Consider the following 21,933-nt stretch of genomic DNA (forward strand, 5'->3'; position numbering starts at 1 on the left):
TCACCCCCAACCCAGACATGTCACATGATTTTTATAATATGTTCCTCTCCAGTATCAACCATACCTGTCTTTAGCTGCTTCACCTGTTCACCACTGGTGAATATAATGGGTGAGACCACAGACTTGCCCTGGCTCTTTATATAATCCGTATCCACTTTCACAAGGAGGTCTCCCTGCTTTACAGTATCTCCGGCCCGGACAGCCACCTCAAACCCCCTGCCTTCCAGATTCACAGTGTCAATGCCGATGTGAAGCAGAATTTCCATCCCATCCCCGGTTCGGATGCCAAATGCGTGCCCGGTGGGAAACGCCGCTGCCACGGTTCCGCTGAAAGGCGCAACCACCTCTTTGCCGGTGAGTTCAATGGCAACTCCATCTCCCATGATTTTCTGGGCAAATGCCGGGTCCGGAACCTGTTCCATGGAAAGCAGCTTTCCTTTCATCGGCGATATAAATTCCTCTTTCTTCTTACGGTTAAATAACCCCATCCTTATTCTCCTCCTTAATCTTTGCAGCCATCTCCAGCGCGCGCGCTGCCGAAGCCCTGGCAATATCCGCGGCAAGACCTGTATAATGTTCCGGTTTAATCATCGCTTCCAGTTCCTGCCCGGTAAAGCATTCCGACAGGACCGGATCCTCTTTTAAAACCGTAAGGAAATCCTTCCCCTCCAGTTCCACCTCCATGGCCTTGCCATACATCAGTTCATGGGCTTTATCCTTTCCAAGCTTTGAGGCAATCTGCATCATAACACACTCGCTGTTGTCCAGCCCCTTATTAAGCATCACGTTACGGTACATACGCTCTTTATCCACATGAAGGGTACGCGTCAGCTCTTCGGCGCGCATCAGCACCTCCGCCGTCAGTTCCACCGCCTCCTCCAGCATCCCATCAAAAAGCATATAGGAGCTGGAATCTCCCTCAAACATTCTTACTCCGCAGAATAACCCCGTGGCAACCATAGAGTACAGCTTCTGGGAATTAGCAATGATTCCCTTTGCCAGCTTGGGGTTGATTTTCTGCGGCATGGTAGAACTCCCTATTGTTCCTTCCTGAAAGGCTTCACTAACCTCCCCAAATTCCTCCAGGCCGGTGTAATATACTTCCTCCGCCATCTTGTGCAGGGCATTGCATAAGAGCGCCAGATTCATAATATACTCTTCCTTATGGCTGAAAATACTCCTGGATGGAACAGCCATGGAGTACATCCCCAGCTTTTTTGCCACCCTTTCCTGGACACGCTGCCCCACCTCTCCCATGGCGCTGAAGGTTCCCACGGCTCCACCCATCATGACCTGGAATACACGTTTTTCACATTCCTCCAGACGCTCCGCGGCATTCAACAGTTCACTGATCCATACGGAAACCTTATAGCCATAAGTGATGGGGGTGGCGTGGCGTCCATGGGTGCGCCCGGCCATCACGGTATCCGCGTGGGTACGGGCCAGAAGCGACAGATGTTCCAGGATATCTGAAATGAATGACTTATATATCCTGTGAACTTTGTAAACTAAGTACAACTGAGCAGTTTGCTGGATATTTTGTGTGGTGACTCCGTAATGGACATATTTACCGCCCACGGACCCACATGCCTGAACCAGAACCTTAACAAATGGGACAAAGCCATGGCCTACCTTATCCTTAATCCGTTCCATCTCAGCAAGATCAAGTTTATGAAGCTTTGCGTTCTCTATGATATCCTCTGCCGCTTCCCTGGGAATAAATCCCTCCTCCGCTTGGCTCTCTGCAAGGGCCGCCTCCACGGCCAGCCAGGATTCAAGCCTGGCCTCACTGGTAAGCAGAGCCTTGATTCCCCTGTCATTTCCTTTACTTTTTGAATCGTACAGTGCTCTCATCCTATCACTTATCCCTTCATCAATTTATCAACCGCGTTCCTCACAAACTCCACATGAGGACCGAACACCACATGGATATGGTTGCTTGATGGGAAGAAAATACCCGCGCATCCGGATTCCTTCAGTTTTATCTGATCTACCTTTTCCGGATTGTTGAGATCCACCCTAAGCCTTGAAATGCAGTTCTCCACCTTCACTATATTATCCTTTCCGCCCAGGCCTTCCAGCACGATTTCCGCAATCTCCGGATATTTCTTTTCCTTTAACAGCGTGCCGGCCGACTCGCTCAGTTCAAACGATTCACGCCCTGGCGTCTCCAGGTTGAACTTTTCAATGGCAAATTTAAACACGAAATAAAACACGATGAAATTCACAATACCCAGAATCACCAGCTGAACCCAGTGTGTATTCTCATATAACAGGCCAAAAATCCCAAAATCAAAGATGGTTCCTCTTATGTAGCCGATTGACACCTGTAAAAGCTGCAGAGGAAGCGCCATAACGCCACACAGCAGACAATAAACCACATAGAGCTGCGGGGCAATAAACAGGAATGAGAATTCCAGCGGCTCTGTAATATTTCCAAGAAACGCAGTCAAAACAACGGTCACGATAACACCTTTTGCAATCTTCTTATTCTTTGCAAATGCCGTCTTATACATGGCAAGGCCGATCGCAGGTACCCTAAACAGCGTGGTAAGCATATGACCGCCACCCATATATCCGCATAATTTCGGCATAAATTCAGCCCAGGCGGGATCCGACGGCCCAAGGTTAAAGAGGATTTCATTCAGCGCAGGCAGAATTCCCACATACTCCTGTCCGTGAATCATGTAAGTTCCTCCAGCCTCTGTAAAGCGGAGGATAGCCGCCAGCACATGATGAAGCCCGAACGGTATGAGCGCCCGGTGGGCAACCCAGTAAGCGCCAACCCCAAAATAGTCATTCATAAAAACAAACGATATACTAATCAGAAATTTAGTGAACAGGGTCCAGATAACCGGGACGATAAAGCCAACCGGAATCATGAACAGTACCGTTAAAATCGGTACGGACTTCTTACCGCCGAAAAACGCGAAAGCCAGCGGAAACTCTACCTTATAAAACCGGTCCGCGGCCCATGCGGCAATCAAACCTGCCAACAATCCTCCCATGGCATCCAGCCTTACGGTCTGCACCCCCAGGACCACCCCCTGTCCGGCCTGGCTCATGACAGAGGGATCCGCCATGGTGCCTGTCAAGGTGAGGTAAACATTCATCGTGATATTTAATGTCAGATACCCTACCACTGATGCAAATACCGCGATTCCTTTTTCATGTTTCGCCATCCCATAGGAAACCCCCATGGCAAACAGAATCGGAATATTGTCAAATATCATACTTGTAATTGTCTTCAGGCTTTTTATAACAGCCTGAAAGGTTCCATTGGCCAGTAATGGGAACTTATCCAGCATATAACTCTGGCACAGGGCATTGCTAAGTCCCATCAGCATGCCAATGGGCGCCAGCAGGGCAATGGGCAGCAGCAGGGACCGCCCGAATGTCTGGATTCCATCCTTAAACGTTCCAGAAGATTTTTTCTTACTCATACATCCACCTCCAAATCATCACTTATTATCAGAATCACTGCCCTGGCCAGGGATTAATTATACTATACAATAGCCTTCATGGGCCTTCAAGGCTATATTTCCGACTGGTTTAAGTTCAAAAAATACCCCTTAAAATCAAGCGTTTGTGGTATACTGGAATCAGATACGACAGCATTTATGTACATACCAAGGAGGAACATACCATGGGAATACATTTTAACGATCTGCAGACTGCATCCCTGATTCAGGAAAAGCATTCTATTACGCTGGCAGACTGTGCCCGCTCCCTTGGAAGAAGTGTCAGCAGCATCAAACGCAGTATTTCTGCGGTAAATGAATATCTTCCTCCAAACAAGGTAATTCTGATAGAAAATAACTGTGCCGTATTTCAGATGAGCTATCAGGCCTACATGGATTTTATCCAGTCCCTGTCACTGGATGACTACGTTCCATCACAGGATGAGCGGCTGGATATCATGGCCGTCTATGGTTTTTTAAATCCTGCCATCAACCTGTCGCGGCTCTACGATTCCCTCCATATCAGCATGTCTACCAAAAAAAAGGACAGCAGGGCGCTGTCTCAATGGCTGCGGGAACAGGGACTTATGACACAGGTCATCCCCAAAACAGGAATCTCCATAGCAGGAAGCGAGATACGGTTCCGTATGTGCGTATGCAATATCCTGCATAACTATATCGAAGTAGACCGGGATTTCAACCTGACCCTGCGAAAAGCCAATAATCCATGGCAGTCCATGATTGCCGAATATTATATTGTGAAAGCACAGGAAGATATACAGCAAGCAAAATCACTTTTGCAGCATCTCACCGGAACCTTTCATTACAGGATATCCTACACCTCCGTAAAATTCCTGTATATTTATGTAAGCTGCTCCTATTTCCGGCTGAACGCGGGGCATCTCCTTGAAGTACCCGTCTCCCTGCCCGTAACGGTCACGGCTCACCACCTCCTGGAATCTCCGCAGGAAGATGAATTCCTTGACCAGTTGATTTCCTCCCTGGATTTCACTACCCGTGTCCTGCCCCCTGACGATGAACAGCTTCTGTCAATTTCCCTCGAAATGATAAGGCGGGTACAGAAACAAATCCTCACATGGATCAGTGATGACCACAATGTTCCCGAGGATGTATTTGCCTACCTCCATAAATGTATCATCCGAAACGCATATCATTTCTCGTTTTATGACAATAAACTGGAAGAAACACGGCAGCAATACAATCATCTCTATGACGTGGTGCGCAAAGCGTCCATACCCTTTGAACAATCCTATGGTATAACGCTCAGCCATTTTCAGACCTCAACTCTGACCCTTATCTTCCGGAAATACATCAATCGGAATAAGCTTCGGGGCCGCAATCAAAAGCGCCTGGTCATCGTAACCAATTCATCTGTGGAGAAAGTAGGTTTCTTCATGGAAAAGCTAAAGCTCCAGGTAGATGTACTGCTGGCCGGTATCATTAATATTAATGAAATATATCTGGTTGAACAAATGGAATATGATTATCTCATCGTATTCTCCAACCGTATTGCCTCGATGTTGGCGGAACTGGACTATCCCTGCCTAAAGCTGCATTTCTATCTGACAAAAGAAGATATTGAACTCCTTTTCAGCCTGGGCTTCTCTACTTCCAAACGTAAGATAAAGACGGCATATTTTATTGAAGAAATCCGGAACATGGATAAAGAACAACTGAAACAATATCTGCTCCAGGAATATGATGACTTCTTTCTGGAGTAATTTTAGTAATCTGTACAAAAAGGCCCCAGGAGAGCCATCTCCCAGAGCCAATACATCTATTTTTAAGTTCTTCCAGTTTCACATTGGCCGAAGCAGCAGCACAGCCGGGCTGGTCCTGATAGAAATACTTGACGTTGGTGCTGATGGCCCGGCTTTTCTCCTGTGCCTGGCTGCTCAGGATGGTCAGTATCATTGAGGAATTGATGGTGTAATCTTTTCTCTGGCATGTATCCTCGATATAATCCATCCATTCCAGCAGTTCATTTATTGATAAATCCCCTTAATGCATTCATATATTCTAAAAAGATATCCTGATCAGCTACATTATGTGAAAAAGATATCTTCTTATTCACCATAACTTTTTTCATATGTTCTGCGATATCATGTAATATTTTGCTCTCTATATAATCGTTCATTTTTATCACCCCTATCTTTTGCTTTTTGTCTTATTATATCACCTTCTCCATGAAAGTTCACCATCGAAACATAAAAAAGCCCCTGCTTTCGCAGAGTCCATTCACATTTTAATATTTCATATGTCCCGGATATAGGCATCAGCCAGCTCCAGCAGTTCCGTATCCCCCCGGATGGAAAACTTGATTTTGTCAGCATTTCCTCCCATTTCTTTAAATAGAAAAAATAGCGCCGGAAAAATTGACCAGAAGGCATAGCAAGAAGGAATCCTGTATTACGATGATTAGTAACGCAAGGTATAGATGTGCAGGGATGGGGGGCTTTCATATACGCCATGTTTGCTGATGAAACCAGTCCTGCGCTTGCGGCTCCACGCCACGCAATCACAGCCCTATTTTCCTGCTGCTTCAAATGAACTTGCCCTCCCGGTTGGTAACCTCATTTTCGCAGCAACGCCGACAGGGCGTATAACACACTACACTTTGCAAGCAAAGTCGTGTGCCAAAGGGTGCACCTTTCGAAACCTCGTTTCATGGTCTGCGTGTAGTTCCTTGTAAACTGACCTAATCCTCCTCCTAAAAAACAGTTCTGAAAAAATATAGATTCTCCTTCGTATAGAACTAATTTTATATCTTTATAGTATGATTTACATTCTTTAATGTACCAGGACATTTCAGAAAGCCCCAGGAGCATCCATCTCCCAGGGCCAAGGCATCTATTTCTCACGTCCTGAAAAACATCCATTTCCAGGCCGCAAATTCACTCAACTTTTCCTCAAAAACCACTACATCTTGTGGTTTTATTCACCATTTTCTTCGAAAACCACAAGTGGCATCTAAACTACCGTAGCTTAATGCCGATGCATGGAAAACTCATCCATCGGATACTTCTTCAGATTCTCCAACACACGCCTTTCCTCAGCCGCGCCAATCAGCTGGTCCCTTGCCTTCTTGGCTTCCACTTCCGTCTTATGACGGCTGGGACCGCCCACGCAGCCGCCCACGCAGGCCATGCCCTCCACAAAGTCCTCCGGAAGCCTTCCCACCTTCATGAGCAGCAGGGCTTTCTTGCACTCTGCGGCGCCATTGCAGCGGGCCACCTTGATGTCGGTGTTCTCTTCCATCTCCTCCAGGCACTGGAGCACTGCCGCGGTAACGCCTCCGCCATTGCCAAAGCGTTTGCCGAATACGGAGCTTTCCTGGTAGTCATTCTCAGCCGGCTGCAGTTCCACGCCTTTTGCGCGCATCATGGCGCGGATTTCACCGAAGGTCATGGCATAGTCCGCATTGCCTTCTATGTTCAGGTCCAGGCTTTCGCTCTTCTTGGCAATACACGGCCCGATGAACACGGTTATGGTTTCCGGGTTCTGGCTCTTTATCATCCTGGAGACAGCACACATGGGGGATACGGTGGTGGACATGTTCTCCAGCAGCATCGGGAAATGCTGCTTAATCATATTGACAAATGCGGGACAGCAGGAAGTGGTCATCTTCTTGCCTTCCTTATGGGCCTTTGCCCACTCTTCTGCCTCGTAGGCAGCTGTCATGTCGCCGCCCAGGCCGACCTCCACCATATCGGCAAATCCCAGCTGCTTAAGGGCTATCTTCCAGCTGGCCATGGTAATGTCTGGCCCGAACTGGCCTTCGGTGGCAGGGGCCACCATGGCAACCACGCGCTTTCCAGCCTTAATCAGACGGATCACATCCACCATGAATGTCTTGGAACCGATGGCGCCAAAGGGACAGCTGTGGATGCAGGCTCCGCACTGGATGCATTTCTTCTCATCAATCACGCAGATGCCGTATTCATCATATGTGATGGCGTCCACCGGACAGATTTTCTTACAGGGGCGCTCCAGATGGGCAATTGCGTTGTAGGGACAGGCCTGGGAACATTTGCCGCACTCCTTACACTTGGCAGGGTCAATATAGGCGCGTTCACGGCCCATGCTGATTGCCCCGAAGTTACAGGAATTCTGACAGGCCTTACCCATACACTTGCGGCAGTTGTCAGTTACTATATAGGAAGCAATGGGACACTCCTCGCATGCCGCATTGATGACCTGTACCACATTGGAAGTGTCTTTGCCGGCCGGACATTTCCCCTCGGCAAGGCGTACCCTCTGCTTGATGATTTCCCTCTCCTTGTAGATACAGCAGCGGTAGGTTGCCTGAGGTCCCGGAATCATGGAGTAAGGAATCCCGTCCCGCTTTTCTTCCAGATTCCCATCCCATGCAGCCTTGGCCACTTCATAGAGAACATCATGCTTCAGACGCAGGATTGTCGCATCATTGGTTACCATTTCTTCTCCTCCTCATTATGAGCACCTGGCGCTGCGCCGGGCAGGTCCCGGCGGAATCATCCCCGGTATCTGTCTGGCACGCACCAGATTGTTAATTTTATATCAACACCTGAAAATCTACTATATTTATACTGAAAATGCAAGTATTTATTAAGGTACAATCCTAATAATAGGTTACCACCACGGTTTTCCCCATCTCTTCTATCACATGCTTAAGCTGTTCCACCAGGTTCTGGCGGATGCCCAGGTCAAATGGCAGGCCCGGATTCTGGTAGGCGCTGTTGATTGCTTTTCCCACATAGAGGTGTACCTCGGTACAATCTTCAATTAATACCTTGGCCACCATGGAGCCGCCGTTGGGCTTATCCAGTTCCTGAAAAAACTCTTCCGATACAGTCTCATTCTTCACATATCTGCGCAGCAGCTGAAGCACGCGGTTCAGTGTCAGCACGCCTTCGGTCACCAGGTCAACACCGTCCATATATGCAATGGGCGGAATCTCCGGGTCCACATAATCCAGGGAAACATCCAGCTTTTTCCCCATCACCCTGGACACGATGGTTGCGCTGGTCCCGCCGCACACAATGGTCTTGGCATTGGAATCCGCCAGGAATTCATGGACCATCCGCACATCGTCCTCCGGGTTGCGCGCGGGTCCGGTCATCAGATGCACGGGCTTGCTGTCAATGATGCGCATACAGGCCACCGTTGTATCGTCACCCGGCCTGAACTGGTAAAGCTCATCACATGCCCTGCTGATGGACGCAGCCAGACGCATGGCGGATACAGTAAGGGGATACTGGCGCACCGCGTAATCCGCAATGTCCTGCCACAGCCAGCCAAAGTTCAACAGCTCGCCCACCCCCGCGTGGATGGTTCCGTCACTCATGAGAATCAGGGCATCGCCCTTCTGTACCTTGAACCTGTATTCGTTAATCTCCTTGCCCTGGATGACGCGGACATTCCTCGGTATCTCCATGAGCCTGCCGTCCCGTATGAAAATGCAGCCCGGGTTGTCATATTCCACCAGATAAGCGTCCCCGTTGTGATACACCTGAAGGATGCTGAAGGTGGAGTAAGCCACCTGCCTTACCTGGCAGATTGGAAGTGTCTCACTGATGGTATCCACACATTCTTCCAGCGTGGCGCCGTTGAGGAACATGGTTCCCAATATCTTGGAAGTCAGGGTGGACAGAATATTGGCCTTGACGCCGCTGCCCATGCCGTCGGCCAGGATCATGATGTTGGAATCCGCGGTCTGAAGCAGTTCTACCTTGTCCCCACAGAGGATTTCGGTATATTTATTCAGGCTTTTATAAGCAACATCCACTGTAATTCCCATTATCTACCTCCGTTGCCGCCTGGTTTCTTCAAATCAGCGCTGTTCAGATGGACGTACCCTGTCTTCCTGCCTGCGGGAGCCGCGCTTCCGATATGGACATAGCCCTTTTTCTGGTCAGGTACCGCAGCATTCCCTGCTGTTCCGGAGCCGCCTGACATTCCGGCGTTTCCTGCCAACCCGGCACCACCGGCCAGCCCGGCGTTTCCTGCTATCCCGGCACCGCCTGCCAGACCAGCGTTTCCTGCCAGCCCGGCACCGCCTGCCGTTCCCGCGCCGGCCCCGGTATTCCCCGGCGTCATGACGCCGCTTAAGGGCCTTGCCCCGCTGCCAAGGTGCACGTCCGGAAGCGCAATGTCTTCCTCGCCGCCCCCGTAGATCCCGTCGCTTCCATCCTCCAGCAGTGAATGGCAGAGCTTGGTCAGGGTGGTCTTGGTCTCGGCCGTAGTCTCGCCTAAGAGTCCGGCTATCTCCTGGGCCACCATCATCTGTTTATGGATTATCTTCTGGGCCAGGTCAATGGTTTCCAGTTTCTTCTCGTACTCTTCCTTGGCCAGCTCTTCCTCCCTGGTGATATCGATGAAGGTGGCAAGGACTGCATTTTCCTTTTCTATGTATACAATGTTCTGTAAGGTGGAAAGATTGTATTCCGGATAGTTCACCCGCTTGCCATGGATGTTCTGGTGCGTGTCGAACACCCACTGGAAATTAGCCGGGTCAATCAGCTCGTACAGGTACATCTTAAGGGCCTCGGAACGTGTCTTGCCAAAATACTTCTCACCCACATCCGAGTACTCCAGGATACGCATGTCGTCCCCCACGATCAGCACGATGTTGGGTGAAGTCTCCATTACCAGGTTGGCCATGGATTCCGCCTTCTCATGCATGAACGGGATGCACATGCTCACCTCCGCCTTGTGCTGGAATACGGCAATGGCCTTCTCACGGCAGGTAGGATAGCCGCAGGCGCCGCAGTTCAGCTCGTCTTCCGGCTTAAGCTTGTTGGTCATGCGCAGGATTTCACGTATCTGCTCTTCCGTGGGCTGTGTATCCCTGGGGGAGTGGTCCTCAAACCGCTTGCCGAAATGCACGTTCTCCCACACCGGCTCCATCTGGCGCTGCTCCGCCGGTTCCCGCGCAATGCTCTCCTCCATGTCCAGCTTGACCTTGAACCTGGAAATGAATTCGTCATTTACCGTAGGTCCCTTGATACATCCGCCGGAACACATATTCATCTCGATGAAGCATCCGTTAATCTCGCCCCGGGCCATGCTCTTGCACAGATCGATGCAGTTGGCCACGCCATGTACATAGAACTTGCGGTAGCCGTCGCTCTCCTCCTCGGTTGCCAGCACGGAGCTTACCACTCCGTTGGTCACCGGATACAGGCGGTTGACCTTGGGGTCAAATGCTGTAAATGGCCGGTCCTCACAGTCCTCGATGACAATGTCCTCTTCCTCCAACCACTTGTTGATATCATTAAAATTCAGCACGGCATCAATATAACCTTCATGCCGCGGATCCTTGGACTCCTTTTTCTTGGCAATGCACGGTCCCAGGAACACCACCCTCACGTCCCGCCCAAGCTCTTCCTTCAGAAGCTTTCCGTGGGCAATCATAGGGGACACCACCGGCGCCAGGTACGGTACCAGCTGGGGATAATAAATCTCCACCAGGTCATTGACGCTTGGACAGCAGGTGGTAATGATGTTATCCATCTTATGTTCCCTGAGGATTCTGGCGTATTCAGCCGTCACGAAGGCGGCGCCCTCCGAGGTTTCCCTCACATCCTCAAACCCAAGGCGCATCAGCGCTCCGCGCACCTGCCCGATTGTCTTATATTTTAAAAGTCCCATGTAAGCCGGCGCAATGGATACCACTACCCGCATGCCTTCCCGCAGGAACCCCTTTACCATATCCAGATCGCTCCGGAGGGTCTTGGCGGACTGGGGACATATCTTGAGACAATGTCCGCAAAGTATACATCTGTCAGGCATGATGACCGCCCGCTCATCCTTTACCTGGATGGCCTTCACATCGCAGTAGCGGACGCATTTGTAGCAGTGCTTGCACTTTGTGGCTTTGAAATCAATGATTTCCATGCCCATAATCAAAGTCTCCCTTTTATCTCATTCTCGAAAAATTCCTCGGTATCTTCCGGTTTCAGTGAATAGAGTTCGCCCTCCACGGTCACACATACGCCGTGGTCACAGTTGCCTGTGCAGAATGCGCCGTTTAAATCCACCTGGTCAGACAGGCCATTCTCAGCAACCAGCTTCTGAAGCTTTGCGATAATCTCCCTGGACCCTTTTAAATGACAGGCACTTCCAATACAAATCGTTACTTTCATCCCTTATTCCTCCACTATCTGCGTGTATTATGAGTTCACCCCAAACGGTATCTCCATTATCTCATATTGTGATATTTATATCAATAATATTTCTCAAATATTTTATAGAAAAGGAGGGCCTGTTGTGCTATAGTAAAGGATATTTATGAGAGGAGAGATTGTATTATGAAACGTTCCATTTCCATACTTTTAACTGCATTCCTGGGCGCTTCCCTGATGCTTGGCGGATGCGGCGGATCCGGACAGGGTTCCGCTGCCAAGGACACTGCCGCCAGCGCCACACAGGCAGAACCCCCTGCCCCTGATTCCCAGGAGACCGGCAGCAGCGGGTCAGAGGATACCGGGTCTTCTGAGGAAAGCGGGTCCAACAGTCCGGCCGGGTCTGCCAAGGAGCTTACCGCGGACGGATCCGGGGATGAGCCGAAACTGACCTGCCAGGCCGGAATCCGCGTGGGTTCCCTAAAAGGCCCCACCTCCATGGGCCTGGTATCCCTGATGGACAAGGCCGCCAAGGGCGAAACCTCCAATGTATATGAATTTACCATGACCGGCAAGGCGGACGAGCTGGTAGGCAAGATTGCAAACGGTGACCTGGACATCGCCCTGGTGCCGGCCAATGTGGCCAGCGTCCTCTACGCCAAGACCCAGGGAAATGTAACGGTCCTGGACATCAACACCTTGGGCGTCCTGTATGTGGTTGCATCAGATGATTCCATCACATCCATGGCAGACCTTAAGGGACGGACCATTTACATGACCGGCAAGGGCACCACGCCGGAATATGTGATGAATTACCTCTTAAAGGAAAATGGCCTCGGTTCCGGCGATGTGGACCTCCAGTTTAAGTCTGAAGCCACCGAGGTTGCCTCTATCTTAAAGCAGGATTCCAGCGCCATCGGCGTGCTTCCCCAGCCCTTTGCCACAGCCGCCTGCATCCAGAATGAGGATCTGAAAACCGTTCTGGACCTGACGGAACAGTGGGACATGCTGAACAAGGACAGCGGCAGCATGCTGGTAACAGGCGTCACCCTGGTGCGCAGCGACTTCCTCCGGGAGAACCGTTCGCCCATTGAGGATTTCCTGAAAGACCATGCGGAATCCGCCCTGTTTACTTCCGGACATCCGGAGGAAGCAGCAGCCCTTATCGCTGCCCAGGGCATTGTGGAGAAAGCCCCCATCGCCCAGAAGGCCCTTCCCTACTGCAACATCGTATGCATTACAGGACAGGAGATGAAGGATGCATTAAGCGGATACCTCTCCATCCTCATGGAACAGGATGCCAAATCCATCGGCGGCCAGATGCCCGGGGATGACTTTTATTACATGCCTTAGAGCGTGAAGGCCCCCAGGGGCGGATACCATATGACTGGTTGGCGGAGACATTTTTCATGAATCAAAACACCCGTATACGGAAATATTTCATCTGGCTGTTCTGGATTGCAGTGTGGCAGGCAGCCAATATGCTGATACACAACAATATCATATTCGTGGGGCCTGTGGATATGGTAAAGGCCCTCCTGGAGCTTGTCCGCGACAGCTCCTTCTGGGCCTCCATCTTCAGTTCTTTTGCCAGGATAAGCCTTGGCTTTCTCGGGGCATTTGTACTCAGCATCCTGTTAGGATGCCTGGCCTATGCATTTCCCCTTATAAGGGAACTGCTGGAACCGGTGATGCTGTTAATCAAATCGGTCCCCGTGGCCTCCTTTGTCATCCTTGCCCTTATCTGGATCGGTTCCCATAACCTGGCCGTCTTTACGTCCTTTCTGGTCGTGGTCCCCATGATATATGTGAATACCCTTTCCGGGCTGGAACACACGGACAGGAAGCTTCTGGAGATGGCCCTGGTATTCCGGATTCCCCTGTGGAAGCAGGTGCGCCATATCTATATCCCCGCCGTGCTGCCCTACCTTATCAGCGGATGCCGGACCGCCCTGGGCATGAGCTGGAAATCCGGCGTGGCCGCGGAGGTAATCGGCATACCGGAAGGTTCCATCGGCGAACAGCTCTACTATTCCAAACTTTATCTGGATACCGCTGGGCTGTTTGCCTGGACCTTTGTCATCATAATTGTCAGCGCTGTTTTTGAACGTATTTTCCTGTATCTTTTAGGGAAAGTGAAACACTAAAGTACTGACAGGGCCTGTGGGAACACCGTTGCCATATACGCCCTTATAAAACGCTTAAGGAGCCACGAAGAGAATGATTGAACTCAGACATATCACAAAATCATATGACGGCCTGCCTGTCCTCACGGATATCAGCATGACTTTCCGGGACGGCGGGTGTTACTGCCTTATGAGCCCTTCCGGCTCCGGCAAGACCACCCTGATGCGGATCATGATGGGGCTGGAAACGCCGGATGAGGGGACCGTGGCCATTACCCCCGGCGGGAAAACCGCCGCCATATCAGCCGTATTCCAGGAGGATAGGCTGTGTGAATCCTTCTCCCCCATGGATAATGTGATGATGTGCGTTGGCCGTTCCCTGAAAGCCTCCCGCGTCAGGTGGGAGATGGGGAAGCTGCTGCCTGAGGAATGTCTCAACCGTCCCGTATCCACCTTGAGCGGCGGCATGAAGAGACGCGTCGCGGTCCTGAGGGCGCTGCTCACCCCGTCCGATATCCTTATCATGGATGAGCCTTTTACCGGGATGGATGAGGAGCTGAAACGCAGTGTGATTGCGTATATCAGGGAAAAGCAGGATGGACGGATCCTGATCCTCTCCACCCACCAGGAGGAGGATGTGGCCCTGATTGGCGGGGAACTGGTACGGATATGCAGCAGTTCCCCTGATCCTTCACAAATCCCTGAATCTTTTGTATAAAGACCATGCACATCTTCCCATCTGGTATTTTCCTGTTCATGAATTTCGGAGCGGCTTCCGCCACTCCAATATATCTGCCGTTTATCATGGACCGGCAGTAATCCGGCTGCAGATATGCAGCCTTTCTAATCTGTCCTGCACCTTCTTACTTTTTCCCGGATTTTATTGTTATACAAAAAATTTTATGTATATATTGTGTCTTTTTCCCATTATGCAATAGGCAATATGCATATATTTTTGTAAATATTATATAACAAAGTGACAATAGACAGCAAAAAGTTTGTACGTTATAATAATTATGTTACTCGCAATAGCGAATATATTTCTCAATTGTTAGTTTTTAAAGCCAGCTTGAAAAGGAGGAGGAATGAATTTATTAGTTATAAATCCCAACACCTCAGATGCCATGACGGAAGATATCAGGAGGACCGTGGAGCGTGTCAGGGCCCCTGACACGTCTGTCACGGTTACAGGATTGGATTTCGGTCCGGAAGCCCTGGAATCGTTCTATGATTATGCCCTTTCCGGTTTTGGGTTATGCCGCCTTTTAAAAATGTCCGGAAACGCATATGACGGAATCTTAATCGCCTGCTACGGCGATCCCGGCCTGTACGCGGCAAAGGAAATCTGTGATTGCCCGGTCCTTGGCATTGCAGAGACATCCATTGCCATGTCATTCCTTTTAGGAAGCCGTTTTTCCATCCTGGCAGCATCTGAAAAAGCAGTCCCCATGATGGAAAACATGGTGTCCCAGTACGGAATGGACCATCGCTTAGCAGGCGTTTTCCCATTAAATATGAGTGTGCTGGATGCTGAAGCCAACAGGGAAGAAACCATAAGCCGTTTGATTGAAGAGGGCAAAAAGGCGGTTGCAAAAGGGGCGGAGGTTTTGATCCTGGGTTGTGCCGGCATGACAGGATTTGGCGGGCCGGTAAGCCAGGCGCTGGGAATCCCGGTGATGGATCCTGTGGAAACATCGTTCCTGGTCCTGGAAATGATGTGCAGGGGAGGATATAAGACATCCAAAAAAGGTCTTTATAAAACCCCGGAGGAAAAGAAAATCAAAAGAGGACATTTACTTACTGAAAATATTTAATATAAAGGAGAATATAAATTATGAAAAAGAAATCAATGTCAATCATGAGCCTGACCCTGGCAGCCGCAATCTGTTTATCCGCCTGCTCATCCGGAGGTGCCGGCAGCCCAGGCGCAGCTGCCGGTAATGATACCTCCGCAGCCGCCGCCGGCAGTGAAGGTGCGGATTCCCAGTGGGATAACAGCGTTGCCATGATCCTGCCCGGCCTGATTACGGATGAGGCCTTCAACCAGTTTACATATGAAGGCATGGTCAAGGCAAAGGATGAATTAGGGATCAAGACAGCCTATAAGGAAAATGTAACCCAGGACGAGCAGGTAGAGGTGCTTCGCCAGTTTGCCCAGCAGGGCTATGAGATCATCATCGGACAGGGAGGCCAGTTCGGCGAAGCCGTGTCGATTGTGGCCGAAGAATTTCCTGACCGCCAGTTCATATTCTCCGTGGGTACGGACACCTTTGACCTGCCTAACATGTCTGCCGCCACCATCAGCTACAGCCATGCCGGGTTCATCGGCGGGGTTTTGGCAGGCCTGACCACCAAGACCAATAAGGTTGCCATGGTGACGGGCGAATTCTATGATACACACCGCATGATGGAAGCCAGCTTCTACAAGGGCGTGGCCTATGTCAATCCGGATATTGAGACGACCGCCATCACCACAGGCGACTGGGCCGATACCGTCAAGGCCCGCGAGGCCTGCCTTGCTGTGATTGCACAGGGTTATGATGTCCTGTTCCCCTGCCTGGATGCCGCAGGCGCAGGCGTTGCCGCCGCTGCCCAGGATTCCGGGAATGTGAAGGTCGTCGGCGCTGTTGCCGACTACGCCAGGGACTACGGCGCAGAAGATGTCACTGCGGGAAGCGTTGTGTTTGCCTGGGACGAACTGGGATATCTGGAAACAAAAGGCGAATTATGCGACGGCAGGTCCCATGTTCTTGGCATGAAGGAAAACGGCATCCGTCCGGTCATCAATATAGAACTGACAAGTGAGCAGCAGGCTGTTTATGACGCGGCGGTTGCCGACCTTCTTGCCGGAAAAATTGACATTGCTGACTAGGCATAAGCTTATTGATTCAGGGAACCGCAGATGGGGAGCTGCCTGAGGGCATCCCCATTTGTTTCCGTTTCCCATGCTCAGGAGGGTAAATTCATTTATGGAAGATAATAGGTATGCACTGCAAATGCAGGATATCACAGTGGAATTTCCAGGTGTCCTGGCAAATGACCACGTTAGCATCGATTGCAAAAAAGGCGAGGTGTTGGGACTTCTGGGGGAAAACGGCGCGGGAAAGACCACCTTAATGAACGTTTTGTACGGCCTTTATCCGCCAAGCAGCGGAAAAATCCTGCTGGATGGCAGGGAGGTACAGATAGGTTCTCCTTCCGAGGCGATTTCTTACGGCGTCGGCATGGTACACCAGCATTTCAAATTAGTGGACACGCTTTCTGTCATTGAAAATGTAATTCTTGGCATCCCATCCAAAAAACAGCATCTGGATCTGGAACCTGCAAAGCGCAGACTGCTGGAATTGTGCGAGGAATATGAGCTTTATGTGGACCCGGATGAAATTGTGTGGCGCCTGCCGGTAGGCAGACAGCAGTGGGTGGAAATCCTGAAGGCCCTGTACAGGGACTGTAAGGTCCTGGTGCTGGACGAGCCCACGGCTGTGCTGACTCCTGCGGAAAGCGACCAGCTCTGCTGCGCCATCCGCCATATTACAGAAAAAGGACGTTCGGTCATTTTCATAAGCCATAAACTGCGCGAGGTGATCCAGATTACAGACCGCGTCACGGTAATACGCGACGGCAAATACATCGGAACCGTAAATACAAAGGACGCAACACAGCTGACATTGGCCCAGATGATGGTCGGACGGCCGGTTTCCATCGAAAGGAAAGAACGCCCCGCCTTTGCAGACAAGGAGCCGGTTCTGGTCATGAAGGATGTAAATGCAGTTGACGACCGCGGTATCCCTGCCCTTAAAAACTTTAACCTTACCGTACATGCCGGTGAAATAGTCGGCGTTGCCGGGGTCGACGGGAACGGCCAAAGGGAATTGGCCGAGTGCATCTCCGGTATGCGTAAGCTGACCAGCGGTTCCATCACCATTAAGGGCAGACCCGTTACCGGCGTCATCGCAGACCCGTCATTTTTGGGCTTCATTCCGGAGGACCGGCAGAAAACCGGCCTGGTCATGGATTTCAGCATTTCGGATAATTTAATCATCAAGGATTATTTTAATGAACCTTTTGCCCATAAAAATATTCTAAATTATAAAAACATAAAAAAGCACGCCAGGAAAATGGTTAAAAAATACCATGTCAAGGCACCATCCGAAGATGTGCGTGTGCGCAATCTCTCCGGTGGAAACCAGCAAAAGGTTGTCATTGCCCGGGAACTGGACCCAGAACCCGTTCTAGACCTGGTCGCACATCCAACCCGCGGTCTGGACCTGGGCGCCGTGGACAACGTCCTGGACATCCTGTTAAGGGAGCGGAACCGCGGCGCGGCCGTTCTCTTCATCTCCGCTGAACTTCAGGAAATCATGGCCTTAAGCGACCGTATCATTGTGCTTTTCAGCGGTGGGAGCATGGGGGATCTGGACGGGGAGACGGCGGATCAAAAGATAATTGGCCAGATGATGTTGGGACAGGTCCCGGAGGTGCTGTAGATGAAAATGTTGAATAAAACGAAAATTTTAAGACTCCCCTTTCTGGGGGATTTAGCGGTATCTTTCGGCCGCACGGTATTCGGTATTGTACTGGGATTGATTGCCAGCGCCATCTTAATCGGGATTTCAGGCGTTAATCCATTTGTTGCTTACAGCGCCCTCATAAGAGGGGCCTTCGGCAATGGCCAGGCCCTGAGCAATGTTCTTGTCCGCGCGTCACCACTTTTGCTTGGCGGCATCGGCGTTTCCCTTGGGATCAAGGCAGGGGTCTGGAATATCGGCATGGAGGGCTATATGTATCTGGGAGCCATCGGCGCTTCCCTAATAGGGGTTTTGGAATTGGGTCTGCCGCCCATCCTGCATATACTGCTCTGTTTCCTCTGCGCTGCCGTGTTCTCCGCGGTCTGGGGGCTGATTCCCGGCTACCTGCGGGCCTACAAGGGCGTAAATGAAGTAACCGCAACCATTATGATGAGTTATATTGCCATCTATCTTACCAACTGGGTGGTTTCCTGCCTGCCGCTGGTTGCGGAAACCGGCGCATTCTATCCCATGAGTAAGAAATTTGCTCCCGGCGCATTGCTGCCGATCCTGATGAAGGGGTCCAGCCTTCATCCTGGCCCGTTCATAGCAATCCTTCTGTGCATTGTCTTCTATTTTATATTAAACTATACTTCTTTCGGCTACCGGACCAAGATGCTGGGCGCAAATCCCAATGCCGCCAGGTATGCCGGAATCGATGCGAAAAAGCAGATAATGATCATCATGATGATTGGAGCCATACTTGGCGGTTTCTCAGGCGCGGTGGAGGTCATGGGACTGAAGCGCCGTGTATACATGGAATTTGTTACCGGAGTGGGCTATGAAAGCGTCGCTGTTGCCCTTCTGGCAGGCGGCAATCCCCTGGGCGTAATATTTTCCGCACTGTTCTTCGCCGCACTGAAAGCAGGAGGCGCAACCATGTCCATTGAAACCGGTGTTATCTCATCCATGAATTCCATCATTATCGCCATGTGTATGCTGTTCGTCATTGGTGTTGGCGTTGTTGACAGCCGCCGTATGGCAAAAATCGTGGACAACAGCAAGGATGATGACGATGCAGAAGGCGGAACCGGTGCTTCTGCCGCAAAGGAGGGTAACTAATATGGCAATTGAAATTATTATGGATTGGCTGCAGGCAACCTTGCGGTGGGCCGCGCCTCTGCTCATCGTTGCGATTGGCGAGGTATATGCCGAGCGTTCCGGCGTAATCAACATGGGGATTGAGGGCATCATGCTTTTCGGCGCCCTTACCGGCATTGCTGCAGGTTTCTACATGAACAGCCTGATACTGGCCGTCATCCTTACCATTGTAATCGGCGCTTTCCTGGGGCTGATCGTGGCTTTCCTTACGGTCTCACGGCGGACAAACCAGGTCGTGACCGGACTGATGGTTAACATGATTTCCCTGGGCGCCACGGACGCATTATTTTCCCTGATGTCAGAAACAAGGCAGTCCCGTGTGGCTACCTTCCCGACCATCTTCCCAAAGAGCATGCACAGCATACCGGTAATCGGTCCGCTGCTGTTCGCACAGCCGGTAAGCACATGGATAGCGCTGATCCTCCCGGTTTTTGCAGCCTACATCCTTTACAAAACGCGGTGGGGCCTGAATGTGCGGGCAGTTGGCGACAATCCCAAAGCGGCCGCTACTGCAGGTCTTTCGGTCATCAAGCTGAAATACCAGACCGTCATTCTTTCCGGCATATCCGCCGCTTTGGGCGGATGTGTGCTTACGCTGGGAGAAGTGGGATATTTCTCTGCCGGCGGCATGGCGGCCGGCCGCGGCTTTATCGTAATGGCGGCCTGTGTGGTAGGCGGCTGGGATCCCATCCGGACAGCGGTTGTCTGCCTGGCATTTGGGGCGGCGGATGCGGCCCAGCTCCGGTTCCAGACCACAGGCTCCGTCATTCCCTATCAGTTCCTGCAGATGCTGCCCTATATCGTTACCATTATCGCGCTGACCATCATGGTGAAACGTTCCTGCGTTCCAAAGACCTGGGGTTCGGCGTATGACCCAAAGGATGTATAAGAGATTATCATATGTTCCGGAAAGGATGGATTTTATGCTGGATTTGATTGTAAGAGGTGGAACTGTTGTTACGGCATCTGAAACATTTAAAGCCGACATCGGCGTGGAAGGTGAAAAGATTTCTTATATCGCATCGCCTGGGAAGCTCGATAATCTCGTAAACGAAAACGCAGATAAAGGGAACATCACCAAAATCATTGACGCCCGGGATCAATATGTGATGCCCGGTCTGATTGAGCCCCATATGCACGTAATGGCTCCATTTAGTAATACCATTGATATACTGGATTTTTATACCGCCAGCAAATGCGCTGCCTTCGGCGGCGTTACCACATTCATGGATTTCAGCACCACCACAGAAGATGTGCCTGTATTACAGGCAGTAGAAGAGCGGAAAGCGGAGATGGCTGATTCAGTACTGGATTACAGCGTCCATGCCAAATTCATAAACGCAGGAAACAGTCAGGATGAACTGCAGGAAACCGTTAAAAAGCTGGTGGCGGACGGCATCCCTACCTTTAAGATGTTTACCATCTATCCAGGTGTCATGATAAACGATGCCGATATCCTCAAAATCATGAAGGCCGCAAAGCAGGAAGGCGCCCTGTGCGGTTTTCACGCCGAGAGCAGCGCCATTGCTGACTTCATGAAACAGGATCTTCTGACCGAAGGTAAGCAGGACTGGGAATTCTTTAATAAAGCCAAGCCCAACGCATGTGAAGCAGAGGCCGTGAACCGCATCCTGACATTTTCCGAATTGCTGGATGTTCCCGTATACTTTTACCATCTTTCCACCAAAGAGGCGGTTGATATGGTCCGTCAGGCAAAAAAGCGCGGCGTCAAGGTCCAGGCAGAGACCTGCGGCCACTATCTCACCTTGACCGATGATAAAAACAAGGGTGACAACGGCATCAACTATCTGATGAGCCCTCCGCTGCGCAGCGAAGAAGACCGGAAAGCCATGTGGGAAGGGCTTAAGGACGGCACACTCAGCCTGGTTACCTCTGACAACGAGGTATTTTCCCGAAAGATAAAGGAACAGGATTTAAAGGATGATGCCCTGACCAATGGAAAAGTCCCAAATTTCAGCATCCCGGTCAACGGTATACCCGGCCTGGAGGAACGGTTTGGGCTGCTGATGATTGGCGTCAACCGCGGCATCATCTCCCTCAACAAGCTGGTCGAAGTAAGCAGTACCAATCCGGCCAAGGTGTTTGGATGTTATCCTGAAAAGGGCGTCCTGGAGGTTGGCAGCGATGCTGACATCATCGTGGTGGATCCGGAAAAGACGGTGCCGCTGGTACGCGAAAACCTCCATTACCCTGCGGATCTGGATTACGACCTCTACGAAGGTTTCATCTCCCAGGGCTGGCCGGTATGTACCATCCGGCGTGGAGAAATATTGGTGGAGAATGGAATGTTCAAAGGCAGACGGAAGTCCGGCAGATTTTTAAAATGCAGTTTGAAGCCCCAAAAAGAAGCCTAACTTCCGATGGCAGCGGACAGAGATCCTGATCATGGACATTTTCCTGTAAATAAGATACTTAAAAGTCTCCTATCATTGAATCATAGGAGACTTTTTTTGAAAGGTTCTATACTGAATGTTGGGGTGTGCTGAAAAGCACACTTCCAACATTCTTTTGATTGTAATAAAATACATCT

Annotated in this window: 18 protein-coding genes; 10 read left to right on the forward strand and 8 right to left on the reverse strand. The window is 50.7% G+C overall.

Annotated elements, in window-relative coordinates; translation table 11 throughout:
* Window positions 1-20: 20 nt before the first annotated feature.
* From LK536_RS45040 to LK536_RS45050, 3 genes are read right to left on the reverse strand one after another with little or no spacing between them, the layout of a single operon-like run.
* On the reverse strand, window positions 21-488 hold the full coding sequence (locus tag LK536_RS45040) for a PTS sugar transporter subunit IIA (protein ID WP_227796192.1): 468 nt from the start codon (window positions 486-488) through the stop codon (window positions 21-23).
* Complete coding sequence (locus LK536_RS45045; RefSeq protein ID WP_227796191.1) at window positions 475-1,854, reverse strand: class-II fumarase/aspartase family protein; 1,380 nt, start codon at window positions 1,852-1,854, stop codon at window positions 475-477. The genes LK536_RS45040 and LK536_RS45045 overlap by 14 nt, the downstream gene beginning before the upstream one ends.
* A gap of 8 nt (window positions 1,855-1,862) precedes the next feature.
* Window positions 1,863-3,443, reverse strand: coding sequence for a PTS transporter subunit EIIC (locus LK536_RS45050; RefSeq protein ID WP_227796190.1), 1,581 nt, complete (start codon window positions 3,441-3,443; stop codon window positions 1,863-1,865).
* A 203-nt stretch (window positions 3,444-3,646) separates the two neighbouring features.
* On the opposite strand from LK536_RS45050, the gene LK536_RS45055 reads away from it, so the two are divergent.
* Window positions 3,647-5,203, forward strand: coding sequence for a PRD domain-containing protein (locus tag LK536_RS45055; protein ID WP_227796189.1), 1,557 nt, complete (start codon window positions 3,647-3,649; stop codon window positions 5,201-5,203).
* 381 nt (window positions 5,204-5,584) lie between these two features.
* On the opposite strand, the gene LK536_RS45060 is transcribed toward LK536_RS45055, so the two are convergent.
* The 5 genes from LK536_RS45060 to LK536_RS45080 form a co-directional block, all read right to left on the reverse strand.
* Entirely contained in the window at window positions 5,585-6,028 is a 444-nt protein-coding gene (locus tag LK536_RS45060; RefSeq protein WP_227796188.1) for a hypothetical protein, read from the reverse strand.
* 439 nt (window positions 6,029-6,467) lie between these two features.
* Entirely contained in the window at window positions 6,468-7,919 is a 1,452-nt protein-coding gene (locus LK536_RS45065; protein WP_130790006.1) for a 4Fe-4S dicluster domain-containing protein, read from the reverse strand.
* 163 nt (window positions 7,920-8,082) lie between these two features.
* The gene (locus LK536_RS45070) at window positions 8,083-9,261 is read right to left on the reverse strand and encodes a SpoIIE family protein phosphatase (RefSeq protein ID WP_008719122.1); all 1,179 of its coding nucleotides are present in this window, start codon (window positions 9,259-9,261) and stop codon (window positions 8,083-8,085) included.
* Complete coding sequence (locus tag LK536_RS45075) at window positions 9,261-11,366, reverse strand: [Fe-Fe] hydrogenase large subunit C-terminal domain-containing protein (protein WP_227796187.1); 2,106 nt, start codon at window positions 11,364-11,366, stop codon at window positions 9,261-9,263. Before LK536_RS45075 ends, LK536_RS45070 begins: the two co-directional genes overlap by 1 nt.
* A 2-nt stretch (window positions 11,367-11,368) precedes the next feature.
* Window positions 11,369-11,608 (reverse strand): (2Fe-2S) ferredoxin domain-containing protein, encoded by a 240-nt coding sequence (locus tag LK536_RS45080; RefSeq protein WP_008719124.1) that lies wholly within the window; start codon window positions 11,606-11,608, stop codon window positions 11,369-11,371.
* Between the two features lie 165 nt (window positions 11,609-11,773).
* Here LK536_RS45080 and LK536_RS45085 point away from each other — a divergent pair, with 165 nt between their 5' ends.
* The 9 genes from LK536_RS45085 to LK536_RS45125 all read left to right on the forward strand — a co-directional run bounded on the left by LK536_RS45085 (window position 11,774) and on the right by LK536_RS45125 (window position 21,757).
* Complete coding sequence (locus tag LK536_RS45085; protein WP_227796186.1) at window positions 11,774-12,940, forward strand: ABC transporter substrate-binding protein; 1,167 nt, start codon at window positions 11,774-11,776, stop codon at window positions 12,938-12,940.
* A 56-nt stretch (window positions 12,941-12,996) separates the two neighbouring features.
* A complete protein-coding gene (locus LK536_RS45090; RefSeq protein WP_227796185.1) occupies window positions 12,997-13,734 on the forward strand; it encodes an ABC transporter permease in 738 nt (245 codons plus the stop codon).
* Window positions 13,735-13,807: 73 nt separating this feature from the next.
* Complete coding sequence (locus LK536_RS45095; protein ID WP_227796184.1) at window positions 13,808-14,431, forward strand: ATP-binding cassette domain-containing protein; 624 nt, start codon at window positions 13,808-13,810, stop codon at window positions 14,429-14,431.
* A gap of 367 nt (window positions 14,432-14,798) precedes the next feature.
* Window positions 14,799-15,527 (forward strand): aspartate/glutamate racemase family protein, encoded by a 729-nt coding sequence (locus tag LK536_RS45100; RefSeq protein ID WP_227796183.1) that lies wholly within the window; start codon window positions 14,799-14,801, stop codon window positions 15,525-15,527.
* 20 nt (window positions 15,528-15,547) lie between these two features.
* Entirely contained in the window at window positions 15,548-16,585 is a 1,038-nt protein-coding gene (locus tag LK536_RS45105; RefSeq protein WP_227796182.1) for a BMP family protein, read from the forward strand.
* Window positions 16,586-16,682: 97 nt separating this feature from the next.
* Window positions 16,683-18,200 carry an ABC transporter ATP-binding protein gene (locus LK536_RS45110; protein WP_227796181.1) on the forward strand — a complete coding sequence of 506 codons (1,518 nt, stop codon included), beginning with the start codon at window positions 16,683-16,685 and terminating at the stop codon, window positions 18,198-18,200.
* The gene (locus LK536_RS45115; protein ID WP_227796180.1) at window positions 18,201-19,343 is read left to right on the forward strand and encodes an ABC transporter permease; all 1,143 of its coding nucleotides are present in this window, start codon (window positions 18,201-18,203) and stop codon (window positions 19,341-19,343) included.
* Window position 19,344: 1 nt separating this feature from the next.
* Complete coding sequence (locus LK536_RS45120) at window positions 19,345-20,271, forward strand: ABC transporter permease (protein ID WP_227796179.1); 927 nt, start codon at window positions 19,345-19,347, stop codon at window positions 20,269-20,271.
* Window positions 20,272-20,305: 34 nt separating this feature from the next.
* On the forward strand, window positions 20,306-21,757 hold the full coding sequence (locus LK536_RS45125) for an amidohydrolase family protein (RefSeq protein WP_227796178.1): 1,452 nt from the start codon (window positions 20,306-20,308) through the stop codon (window positions 21,755-21,757).
* Window positions 21,758-21,933: the final 176 nt, after the last annotated feature.

Source organism: Clostridium pacaense (assembly GCF_020709765.2).
Taxonomy (GTDB): domain Bacteria; phylum Bacillota; class Clostridia; order Lachnospirales; family Lachnospiraceae; genus Enterocloster; species Enterocloster hominis.